The following is a 12,687-nucleotide window of genomic DNA, read 5'->3' on the forward strand; positions in this document are numbered from 1 at the left end:
CGGAAAGGTATTCTGTATCTGTATGTCATGCGGATGCATTGAGTCTATGCGTCAGAATACCAGAATTTTATTACGATAATTAAGATTAATTAATCATTATATGCTTACAAAAATCATTGAGTTTTCTGTAAAGAATAAACTCATTATTGCATTGTTGGTATTGGGACTTATTGGTGTAGGCGCCTATCAGGTTACCAGACTGCCGATAGATGCGGTACCGGATATTACCAACAATCAGGTACAGGTTATTACCACTGCGCCATCATTTGGTGCAACAGATATAGAACGGCTTGTTACTTTTCCTATAGAGCAGGCCAACAATAATATTTCAGGATTAAAGGAAATCAGAAGTTTCTCCAGGTTTGGACTTTCCCTGGTGACTATTGTCTTTGAAGATGATGTTGACATTTACTGGGCGAGGCAGCAGGTTGCCGAAAGACTTCAGCAGATACAGGCTGTTATTCCGCAGGGAATAGGAAATCCACAGCTTGGGCCTATTTCTACAGGGCTTGGTGAAATTTTCCAGTATGTAGTAAGACCTGAAAAGGGATACGAAAAAAAATACAATATCACAGAACTCCGCACCATTCAGGACTGGATTGTAAGAAGACAGCTTTTGGGAGTAAAAGGAGTGGCAGAGGTGAGCAGCTTCGGAGGCAAGCTGAAACAATATGAAATTGCTGTAAATCCAGACAGGCTTAATGCCTATGGAATAACAATCAATGACGTATTTGATGCATTGCAGGCCAACAATCAGAATACAGGAGGTGCCTATATTGAGAAAGGGCCTACTGTTCTGTACATCAGGAGTGAAGGGTTAGTAGGAAGTATTGAAGAAATCAACAATATTTCTATTGCGACAAAAACAAATGATGTTCCGCTGTTTATACGGGATATTGCTGAGGTAAAGCCGGGGTTTGCTACGCGTTATGGAGCGATGACTTTTAATGATGAGGGAGAAGTGTCAGGTGCTGTAGTAATGATGCTCAAAGGTGAGAACAGTAATCAAGTCATAAAAAATGTAAAGGAAAAAATTGCCCAGGTTCAGAAATCGCTTCCGAAGGGAGTGGTGATAGAGCCATTTCTGGACAGAACCAAAATGGTGAACAATGCCATAGGAACAGTAGAAAAAAACCTTACAGAAGGGGCATTGATTGTAGTCTTCGTACTGGTTTTATTTCTTGGGAATATAAGAGCAGGGTTGCTGGTTGCCTCTGTTATTCCTTTGGCGATGCTTTTTGCAATATGTATGATGAACCTCTTTGGAGTCAGCGGGAATCTGATGAGTCTTGGGGCTTTGGATTTCGGGCTGATTATTGATGGAGCAGTGATTATTGTGGAATCTGTTTTACATCAGTTTAGTCATAATTCAAAGTTTAAAAAGATTTTCTCTGTCGGAAAATCAGAAATGGATACCGTCGTTATAGAATCTGCAGGAAAAATGATGAACAGCGCTGTTTTCGGACAGATTATCATTTTGATTGTCTATCTCCCGATCCTTACCCTGCAGGGAATTGAAGGCAAAATGTTTAAGCCTATGGCCCAGACCGTAGCTTTTGCACTGCTGGGAGCATTTTTGCTCTCACTGACCTATATTCCAATGATGAGCGCGTTATTGCTTAGAAAAAGAAGCGGTAAGCCTACATTATCAGACAGAATGATGAAAAAGGTAGAGAAGGTATACCTGGCAGTTTTGCTCAAACTTCTCAGAGTGCCCAAAATAGTTTTTGGGATAGTGGCAGTCTTATTTATAACTGCTGTTTTCATTTTGTCCAAAATGGGTGGTGAATTTATTCCTTCCCTTGAAGAAGGTGATTTTGCAGTAGATACCAGGGTTTTACCTGGAAGTAATCTGACGACAACTATCGAAAGTACCCAGAAAGCAGCACACATTCTCAAATCCAGATTTCCTGAAGTGGAAAAAGTGGTCACAAAAATTGGAAGCGGGGAAGTTCCTACAGACCCGATGCCAATGGATGCTTCTGATATGATGGTTATTCTAAAAGATAAAAAAGAATGGACTTCAGCGTCCACTTTTCCGGAGCTGGCTGATAAAATGGGGAAACAACTGCAGGATGTACCAGGAATTACTGCCAGCTTCCAATATCCTGTTCAGATGCGTTTTAATGAACTGATGACCGGGGCAAGACAGGACGTCGTGATCAAAATTTTTGGGGAAGACCTTGATATACTTTCCCAAAATGCACAGAAGCTCGGGAAGATTATAGAAACAGTGGAAGGAACCCAGAATCTCTATATAGAGCCTGTTTCGGGAATGCCGCAGGTAATCATTGAATATAACCGCCCTCTGATCGCTCAGTACCATTTATCTGTTTCAGATATCAACCGGGTGGTTAATACCGCATTTGCGGGGCAAAGTACCGGATTGGTTTTTGAAGGTGAAAAACGCTTTGATATGGTCGTACGCCTGGATAACAAAGACAGGAAAAATGTTACCGATATTAAAAATCTTTTGGTTCCTACACCGTTTGGAAATCAGATTCCGCTGTCTCAGCTTGCTAAAGTAGAAGTGAAGAATGGTCCCAATCAGATTCAGAGGGAAAATGCCCAACGAAGAATTGTAGTAGGTTTTAATATCAAAGGCAGGGATGTTCAGAGTATTGTAGAAGAACTTCAGCAGAAGGTAGATCAGAAGATGAAACTTCCTACAGGATATTATATGACGTATGGAGGTTCGTTTGAAAACCTCAATAATGCCAAACAGCGTCTCATGATAGCAGTTCCCATTGCTCTGGCTCTTATTTTCGTAATGCTTTTCCTTGCCTTTAATTCCGTTAAAGAAAGCTTGTTAATTTACACCGCGATTCCACTTTCTATTATTGGTGGTGTATTTCTGATGGCACTTAGAGGAATGCCTTTCAGCATCAGTGCGGGTGTGGGATTTATTGCGCTCTTCGGAGTGGCAGTGCTCAATGGAATTGTGCTGATCTCAGAGTTCAACCGTCTTCAAAAGAGAGGAATTAAAAATATTGTAAGAATCATTATAGATGGTGGAGAATCGAGGCTTCGTCCGGTTTTGATGACGGCTTTTGTTGCTTCATTAGGATTTATTCCGATGGCGGTCAGCAACGGAGCTGGAGCAGAAGTACAAAGACCTTTGGCCACAGTGGTTATTGGGGGTCTGATGGTTGCAACTTTTCTTACTCTGTTCGTCTTACCATTATTGTATGTAACTATTGAAAAAGGATTTAAAAATGAAAAAAATAAAAAATAAAAAACAGATTTCCGTTCTGGTCTTTATTATATGTTTCGGTTTTGCGGGGCAGGTAAACTCCCAGACTTCCGTTACATTGCAGGATGCTGTTGATATTGCTTTGAAAAATAACAGAAATCTTAAAAATGAAAAATTAAAATCAGAATATACAAAAGCCCTTATCAGGTCATCATCTGATATTCCTCAAACGGGAGTAACAGTAGATTATGGTCAGATCAACAGTGCACTGACGGATATGAAATTCGGAATTTCACAGAATATAGCATTTCCGACTGTGTATAAAAAGCAGAAGAATGTATACACGGAAGAATGGAAAAAGTCTCTGCTGAACGTTTCTCTTAAGGAATATGAACTGAAGAAAGCGGTGAGTCTTACCTTTTATAATATTCTGTATGCGAAACAAAAAGAAAAGCTGCTTCAGGAAACATTAAAGCTGTACACTGATTTTCTCAATAAGGCAAATATCCGTCTGAAAGCAGGAGAAAGCAATATTCTGGAAAAAACTACGGCTTCCAATCAGAAATCTTCTATTGAAATTCAGCTGAAGCAATTGCGCCAGGAGCTTACTGTGCTGGGATATCAGCTTCAGTGGCTTTTAAATACAGAAACAGATTTTCTTCCTGAAGATCAGAAAATTTACCATGGAGGTTTTAAAGAGGAGCTTAGCTTGCATCCGGCTATTAAAGTATTACAGCAACAGAAAAATATTTCTGAACAGCAGATTGCCCTTGAAAAAGCAAAAATGCTTCCCGGACTTCAGCTGGCCTACAACCTCAACAGCTTTAGAGGGACGGGTGCTGATGAAAAAGTCTACAACGGTGCACCACAGTTTCATTCTGTACAGCTTGGGGTTTCGGTTCCTGTTTTTTCAGGCGGACAGAAAGCCAGAATTCAGGCCGCAAAAATTGCTGAATCTGTTGTGGACAGTGATATTGCCAATATGGAATTCAACCTGCAGAATCAATACAGAAAGGCATCCGGAATTTATCAGGCTAACCTTGATATTGTTTCGCAATATGAAAACTCGGAACTGAAAAATGCCGATATCATCACTGAAACAGCTAAAAAACAGTTTCTTGCCGGCGAAATCAATTATCTGGAATTTGTCATCCTGATCAATCAGGCGGTTACTTTAAAAAACAGCTATACCGATGCAGTCTGGAAACTAAATCAGAGTGCTATAGAGCTGGAATATCTCACTTTAAATCCATAACAATGAAACGTACATTTAAAATTATATCATATTCCCTGTCAATAATAGGATTGCTCATGTTTTATGAGTGTCAAGACCATGGAAAAGCCAAGCCGGCACCAGCCGCAGTATCTTCTAAAGATGAAAATGTTGTAACGCTTACGGATGCTCAACTGAAAAATGCACCTGTCGTAACAACGGTACTTTCTTTACAGAAGATTTCCTCTGTTTTAAAACTTAACGGAATGATAGATGTACCACCGCAAAATCTGGTTTCTGTCAGTATTCCTTTAGGCGGATACCTGAAATCGAGCAGCCTGCTTCCGGGAAAGCCGGTATCAAAAGGGCAGGTGATTGCAGTGATAGAAAATCCACAGTTTATTCAGCTTCAGCAGGATTATTTAATGGCAAAATCTAAAAATCATTTTGCCCAATTGGATTATAACCGCCAGAAAACCCTTAACCAAAGCCAGGCCACCAGCGATAAGGTAATGCAGCAGGCTCAGTCTGAAATGAACAGTCAGAAAATCCTGATGAACTCCCTGGATCAGCAGCTCCGCCTTATCAATATCAATCCTGAATCTCTCAATTCGGGAAATATTCAGAAAAGCGTACCGGTTTACAGCAGTATCAATGGCTTTGTAAGCAAAGTCAACGTGAACATCGGTAAATATGTCAATCCTTCCGATGTTCTTTTTGAACTCATTAATCCGGAAGATATTCATCTTAATCTTAAAGTATATGAAAAAGATCTGGCTAATCTGAAGAAGGGGCAAAGATTTGCTGCGTATACCAATACTGAACCCGATAAAAAATACTACGGTGAAATTCTGCTGATCAGCAAAGATGTGAGCCCGGGCGGATGGGCTGAAGTACACTGTCATTTTGAAAAATATGACCAGAGCCTTGTACCGGGAATGTATATGAATGCAGAGATCGAAACCAGTACTTCTTTTTCCAATGCTGTTTCTGAAGAGAGTATTGTCAATTTCGAAGGAAAAGACTTTGTCTTCGTTGAAGAAAAGAAACAGACCTACCGATTGACTCCTGTAACGTTAGGTGAAACAGAAAACGGATTCGTACAGATTATGAATACAGATGATTTTAAAAATAAAAAGATAGTCATCAAAAATGCTTATACACTTCTTATGAAACTTAAGAACACTGCAGATGAATAAAAATTATAGTAAAATAAAAGAACTTATAAATAAATACAAATTATGAAAACATCATCTTTATTAAAAACAGGAGCAGGTTTTATAGTCTTGTTTCTGATTACAATTCAGTTTTTTGATACTGATAAAAATATAGCGGCAGCTCCTTCAGAAAATGCTATTGAAAAGCATTACCAGGTTCCGGATCATATACAGGGATTATTAAAAGCAAGCTGTTATGACTGTCATTCCAACACTACAGCTTATCCGTGGTACAATAACATACAGCCTATAAAATGGTGGCTGGCAGATCATGTGAACTCAGGAAAACGGCATTTCAATTTTGATGAATTTAACAGCTATTCGAAAGAAAAAAAATTAAAGAAACTTGATGAGGTTGCAGAAACCATCAGAGAGGGAGAGATGCCCCTTACATCCTATACCGTTCTTCATCAGAATGCAAAGTTGTCTGATACCCAAAAGTCAGAAATAGAACAGTGGGTAAAAGAAACCAAAAAGCAGATTGAATAGCAGGTTGTTAAAAAAAGAAATAGTATTCTGATATAACAAAAACAATCAGTAAATTTAATATCATATCCATTTCGTATGAATTACAATATACCGGAAGATTTGAAAGGGCTTACAGAATCTGAAGTAGCCGCTTCCAGAAAAAAATACGGATACAACCGTCTCGAAGCAGTTAAGAAAGAATCATGGGCAGATCTTCTTCTCAATATCCTGAAAGAGCCAATGCTGATTCTTCTTATATGTGTTTCCTTCATTTATGTGCTTACAGGAGATTATGGCGAGGCTTTATTTATGTTTGCTGCTATTGTTGGAGTTACTGCAATTTCTTTTTACCAGGATAACCGGAGCAAAAAGGCACTGGAAGAACTTGAAAAATTGAATGAACCTTTAAGTAAGGTCATCAGGGATTCAAAGATTATAGATATTCCTACTTTTGAGATAGCAGTCGGAGATCTGTGCATTACCGAAGAAGGCAGCCTCATCAATGCGGACGGAAGAATTGTTTACAGCAACGATTTTTCTGTCAACGAATCTTCCCTTACCGGAGAGAGCTTTTCTGTTTTCAAGGACAGCAAATCTGAAGATAATAAAGTCTATAGCGGAACAATTACGGTTTCCGGACTTGCGGTTTTTGAGGTTGAAAATATTGGAAAGGAAACAAGAGTAGGAAAAATAGGACAGTCCATACTCAATATAAAAACAGAAATATCGCCTTTACAGCTTCAGATCAGGAACTTTGTAAAGGGGATGGCTGTTATCGGGCTCATCATCTTCCTGGCAGTATGCATCTTCAGCTTTGTCAAAACAGGAGATTTTGTGACCAGTTTATTGAGTGGGCTTACATTAGCAATGTCTGTTCTTCCTGAAGAAATTCCTGTAGCCTTTACGACCTTTATGGCCTTGGGTGCATGGAAACTGATGCGGGAAGGAATTATTATTAAACGAAGCAGTATTGTAGAAACGCTGGGAAGCGTTTCTGTAATCTGTACTGATAAGACAGGAACGATTACGGAAAACTCCATGCAGTTGAAGCATCTTTATGATTACCGTTCTGACAGAATTTATGAAGAAACAGAGTTTGAAACAAAAGAACTATATGAGCTTATTGATTATGCAATGTGGAGTAGTGAACCTGTACCTTTTGAACCTATGGAAATAACACTACATAAGGTCTATGAACAGAATCGTAAGCCTGATCAAAGAAAAGACTATCAGCTGTTTCATGAGTACCCGCTGGAAGGCAAGCCTCCGATGATGACCCATCTTTTTGAAAATGAGCACAAAGACAGAATTATAGCAGCTAAAGGAGCTCCGGAAGCCATTATAAGTGTTTCCAGTCTTTCAGAAGAAGAAAAAAATAAAATAAGAACGTTAATAAAGAATTTCGGAGAACAAGGATACAGAGTTCTCGGTGTTGCCAGATCTCATTTTGAAGGAAATGATTTTCCTGATAAACAGCAGGATTTTAAATTTGACTTTTTAGGATTGACTGTATTTTATGATCCTCCTAAAAAAGGAATAAAAGAAGTATTTAAACATATTTACGACGCCGGTATTCAGGTAAAAGTCATTACAGGAGATAATGCAGATACTACTAAAGCCATTGCATTGCAGGCAGGAATAGTAAACAATACTCCGCCCGTTAATGGAAGTGAAATAGCCGCGTGTTCAGAATCAGATCTTATAAAACTTTCTGAAGAGACTACTTTGTTTACAAGAATGTTTCCCGAAGCAAAGCTGGAAGTGGTCTCTGCCTTGAAAGCTCAAGGCCGCGTAGTAGCAATGCTGGGAGATGGTGTGAATGACGGGCCAGCTTTAAAGGCAGCTTATATTGGAGTGGCCATGGGAAATAAAGGGACTGAAATTGCCAAATCAGCCGCAGCACTGGTCATCACCAATGACGATCTGGATAAGCTCGTAATTGGTGTTGCTGCTGGAAGAAGAATTTATGCCAATATAAAAAAAGCGGTCCAGTATATTATTTCTATTCATATTCCCATTATACTCACCGTTTCTTTGCCTTTATTTCTGGGCTGGGTATTTCCACATATATTCACTCCGGTACATGTTATTTTTCTGGAATTGGTTATGGGGCCAACCTGTTCCATTGTTTATGAAAATGAGCCAATGGAAAAAAATGCAATGAAAAGACCTCCAAGAGCACTGACAGATACTTTTCTGAACTGGAGAGAACTCACAATAAGCATTATTCAGGGGATCATCATTACCGCAGGGATATTATGGCTGTATCAGTACTCTGTCAGTCATGGAAATGGTGAAGCTAAAACCAGAGCATTGGTTTTCACTACGCTTATATTTTCCAATATACTGCTAAGTCTGGTGAACCGTTCTTTCTATTACAGCATGTTGGAGTGTTTTAAGAACCGAAACGTCCTGCTTGCCGGGATTTCAGTATTGGTTGTAATTTTCCTTCTGATTATTCTCTATGCAGCTCCTGTTTCCGGGTTTTTCAGCGTAACCGCTCTCAGCATAGAAGAACTTGGACTGGCACTGCTCACTGCTTCAGTTTCCGTACTGTGGTTTGAGGTTTATAAATTCATAAAAAGACTTTATTTTAGGAAATAATCTATAATAAGAAAATAGAATTTAGATCGTATGCAGGAATATACATTAATAAACGTCCATATATTAATAAAAAAATAACATATTTTTGTTATATTGACTTGATTTTTTCCCCGGCGAGATCCGGGGATTTTTCTTTTCATAATTTAGGGTAAAAATCAACTATAGAAGTAAAGAAATTGCTTTTTAGCAAATTAATGACCGGAAATGGTAAGATGTTAGGAATTGATTTTTAATAAAACTACGATGCCCGGGAAATCATTTTCACTTACTCTCCAAAATTTACGTTAAACTTTTGAGCTGGTCGCAAAAGCTTTACAAGTATAAAAATTTTATTTTTTAATCGAATATCTCTTGTAATCATGTTTTTTAAAATAAACACCAATGGAGAAAGATGATATACAAAGTAAACTTTTATAAAATTGATAAACCCATCTTTAACACTTTAATTGTACTCATTTTCCAATATCTGCTGACAAATTTTTAAATTAATTTGTTAATATTACAAAATGACCTATTTTTAGTATTTTATTGCCAAAATACGATTAAATGCCAAAAAAAATTATTAGAAATCTTCAAATTGGAGTAGTAATTTCTTTGATGCTTCTGATTGCTAGTTCCATAGCATCTTATATCAGCATACATAAGCAGATGGAGAATAGGAAAGAGTTATTAAAAAATAAGGAATCTATAAGCTTAGCAAAAGATATCTTAAGTACTCTTTTAAATGCTGAAACTGGAAATCGGGGATATCAGCTTACCGGGAAGGAGAATTTTCTTGAACCTTTCAATAAAAGCAAGAATGAATATCCGCAGTTTGTCTCTCACAAAGATAGGCTTAATCTTAGAGATAAAGATCAGATTAATATCCTAAATGAACTGCTGTATACTTCAGAGGTGTTGATGAAAGAATATGCCTTGCTTATTGAGAATCGTAAAAAAGGAATTGTAATGAGTCCGGCAGAACTTGTACAAAACAAGGAGGCTATGGATAGATGCCGCATGCTCGTTCAGAAATTTGTAAAACTTGAGGAAGTTCAACTTGCCATAAAAAATGAAGATCTGAACAAATCTTCCAATCGGACTGTTTTATTCATCATCTTTTCTGCTGTTGCAGCTATCGGTGTAACCCTTTTTGTTTATATACAACTAAAATCTGACCTTATTCGTCGTAGTAAGTTAGAAAACGACCTGTCTTATACTAAAGAAATGCTTGAGGAAACAGGTTCAGTAGCCCAGGTGGGAGGCTGGGAAGCTAATATGAAGACGGGAAAGCTTTTCTGGTCTCAAAGTACAAGAGAAATTCACAAAATAGAAAATAATTTCCAGCCTACTTTTGAAAATGCCCTTGGATTTTACAAAGGAAAAAGCGGGGATAGAATAAAATATCTTTTTAACAGGGCAATACAACAAGGAATTCCTTTTGATGAGGAGCTTCAGCTATTGCGTAATGATGGCGCTACGATCTGGGTAAGAGTAAAAGGCATTCCCGAATTTGAAGGTGATAGTTGTAAAAGAGTTTTCGGAATCATTCAGGACATTGATGCCTTCAAAAAAATGTTTCTTGAAGTTACCCGAAAGGAGGCTATAATGCAGTCTTTTGCCACTGATGTTCCTGTTCCTTTGGCTATGTTTGATAAAGACCTTAACTATATTGCTGTAAGCAGCAGATGGAGAGAGGAATTTAATATGAATGATATAGATCTTATCGGTAATAATCTTTTCACAATATCACCTAATATTCCCGAAGAAGGAAAAGAGATCTATAAGAATGCGCTGTTGGGAAAAACGTACATCAACGGTGATTTTACGTTAAAGGTGGAAGGAAAAGAAGAAATTCAGCATTACGACCTTAAAGTGGGACCTTGGTATCTTACAAAAAATGAAGTAGGCGGTGTCATTATTTCCATACAGAATATTACCAATGCTGTTAAGATCAATGAAGAACTGAAAAATGCCAAAGAAACAGCAGATACAGCCAGCCAAGCAAAATCCGAATTTCTTGCCAATATGAGTCATGAGATCAGGACTCCTTTAAACGGAGTTATAGGTTTTTCAGACCTTCTCCTCACGACACCGCTGAATGAAACCCAGATGCAATATCTGAATTACATCAATGAGTCTGGGGAAAATCTTCTTAGCATCATCAATGATATATTGGATTTTTCTAAAATAGAATCCGGAAAAATGGAGCTCTTGATTGAAAAATGTGATGTTTATGATATGTTGAGCCAGGTGATCAATGTGATTATTTATCAATCCCAGAAAAAAGATATTGAACTTCTGCTCAATATTGAGCCGGGTCTTCCCAAAATACTTTTTATGGATGAAGCAAGGTTAAAACAGATCCTGATCAACCTTCTCGGGAATGCTGTGAAGTTCACAGAAAAGGGAGAGATTGAGCTGAAAGTTGAGAAATTGCGCATGGATGATCGTACTATTGCTTTGCGCTTCTCAGTAAGAGATACTGGGATTGGCATCCCTATTGAGAAACAAAAATACATTTTTAATGCCTTTACACAGGAAAACAGTTCCATTAGTAAACAATATGGTGGCACGGGTCTGGGACTTACGATTTCAAACAATATCCTGGGATATATGGGAAGCCATTTGTCGCTGAGCAGCGTAAAGGAAAAAGGGTCTGTATTTTTCTTTGACATTGAGATTCCTTACGAGATCCCTCCATTGAGAGACGAGGAGGAGATAACTATTAAAACAGCCTTAGTGGTTGATGATAATGAAACCAACAGGATCATTCTTGAGCATATGCTTACCTATAAAAATATCAAGTCTACCTTGGCTTCTAATGGGATGGAAGCCTTAGAGATCCTGTTGAAAGGTGAGCGGTTCGATGTGATCCTGATGGATTATCATATGCCTGTTATGTCCGGATTGGAAACAATAGATAAAATAACAGGACTGTTCAATCAGCGAAATGAGACTTCTCCATTTATAGTACTTTCTTCTTCTTCTGAAGAACTGGGCATACTTAGCTCAGTTAGAAAAATAGAAAATGCACATTTATTATTGAAACCCATCAAATCTCATGATCTATACAAAACCTTAAAAAAGGTAGACCAAAGTTATACAGTGAAAATTAATAAGGATCAGCCTGAGAAAACTTCGCATGTATTTGATTCGGAATTAGAAGTGCTTTTGGTTGATGATAACGTAGTGAATATGGTCCTGAATAATAGAATAATGAGATCTCTTGCACCTGGTATACATCTAACGGAAGCCGTTAATGGGTTGCAGGCTTTGGAAGAATGTAGGAAAAAACAGTTTTCCATTATTATGATGGATGTACAGATGCCGGTAATGAGCGGTATTGAGGCAACACGAAATATTAGAATGCTTCCGGGGTATGAACATATACCTATCATAGGTGTTACAGCTGGAAATGTGCTGGGTGAAAAAGAAAAGTGCCTTGAAGCCGGAATGAATGATTTCCTTCCCAAACCTGTAAAGCAGGCGGACCTTCTTGAAGTACTCAAAAAATATATTATCGTTTAGAAATTATGAAAAAACAGGACTTGATTTCTTCTTAAAATAGAAAGAAAATAAAATAATATATCTTATTTAGCTAGTGCCATTTGGCAAATTTGTGGCCTCACCAGGAATCGAACCTGGATCTAAAGTTTAGGAAACTTCTATTCTATCCATTGAACTATGAGGCCTTGGTTTGATTCATAAAAATACAAATTATTTAATTTTAATAATCAACAATTAATGCAGAGAATGGAGACTGGGGCAAAGATGTTTGTACCGTTTTGTACATTTTATAGCAAATATGCGAAAATACTTCTATAAAAGGATGTAGGATAAAAGAATCTGCCCTTTAGAGGCAGATCCAGTAGATAAATACATCTCATTTTTTTAATTAGACAACAATAAAAAGCACAGCCGACAATGCTGTGCTTAAATTTTTATTTCAAATTTAATTGCAATTTCAAGAGTAGTAAGAAAAGCAAATAAAGTTTCCACTTCGATGTTTA

4 protein-coding genes, 1 tRNA gene and 1 pseudogene are annotated in these 12,687 nt (G+C 37.8%); 5 read left to right on the plus strand and 1 reads right to left on the minus strand.

The genetic code is table 11. The features are described 5' to 3' along the window. Positions 1-100 precede the first annotated feature (100 nt). From AC59HC_RS14725 to AC59HC_RS14745, 5 genes and pseudogenes are all read left to right on the plus strand, one after another. Positions 101-4,448: pseudogene (locus tag AC59HC_RS14725) on the plus strand (CusA/CzcA family heavy metal efflux RND transporter). A gap of 2 nt (positions 4,449-4,450) precedes the next feature. Continuing rightward, positions 4,451-5,605, plus strand: a complete 1,155-nt coding sequence (locus AC59HC_RS14730; protein ID WP_429814876.1) for an efflux RND transporter periplasmic adaptor subunit — start codon at positions 4,451-4,453, stop codon at positions 5,603-5,605. A gap of 42 nt (positions 5,606-5,647) precedes the next feature. After that, positions 5,648-6,112, plus strand: a complete 465-nt coding sequence (locus AC59HC_RS14735) for a heme-binding domain-containing protein (RefSeq protein ID WP_202842517.1) — start codon at positions 5,648-5,650, stop codon at positions 6,110-6,112. Between the two features lie 75 nt (positions 6,113-6,187). Further along, positions 6,188-8,695: a cation-translocating P-type ATPase gene (locus AC59HC_RS14740; RefSeq protein ID WP_496558893.1), complete on the plus strand. Its 2,508-nt coding sequence runs from the start codon at positions 6,188-6,190 to the stop codon at positions 8,693-8,695. A 546-nt stretch (positions 8,696-9,241) separates the two neighbouring features. Continuing rightward, positions 9,242-12,205, plus strand: a complete 2,964-nt coding sequence (locus tag AC59HC_RS14745; protein ID WP_238349679.1) for a response regulator — start codon at positions 9,242-9,244, stop codon at positions 12,203-12,205. 92 nt (positions 12,206-12,297) lie between these two features. Here the strand turns inward: AC59HC_RS14745 and AC59HC_RS14750 are convergent. Next, positions 12,298-12,369 (minus strand) — tRNA-Arg (locus AC59HC_RS14750). Between the last annotated feature and the right edge of the window lie 318 nt (positions 12,370-12,687).

Source organism: Chryseobacterium sp. DZ-32, from assembly GCF_059587025.1.

Excerpts from the sequence above, each read along its gene's own strand:
- AC59HC_RS14730 (WP_429814876.1), top strand. The coding sequence starts at position 4,451 with ATGAAACGTACATTTAAAATTATATCATATTCCCTGTCAATAATAGGA.
- AC59HC_RS14735 (WP_202842517.1), top strand. The coding sequence starts at position 5,648 with ATGAAAACATCATCTTTATTAAAAACAGGAGCAGGTTTTATAGTCTTG.
- AC59HC_RS14740 (WP_496558893.1), top strand. The coding sequence starts at position 6,188 with ATGAATTACAATATACCGGAAGATTTGAAAGGGCTTACAGAATCTGAA.
- AC59HC_RS14745 (WP_238349679.1), top strand. The coding sequence starts at position 9,242 with ATGCCAAAAAAAATTATTAGAAATCTTCAAATTGGAGTAGTAATTTCT.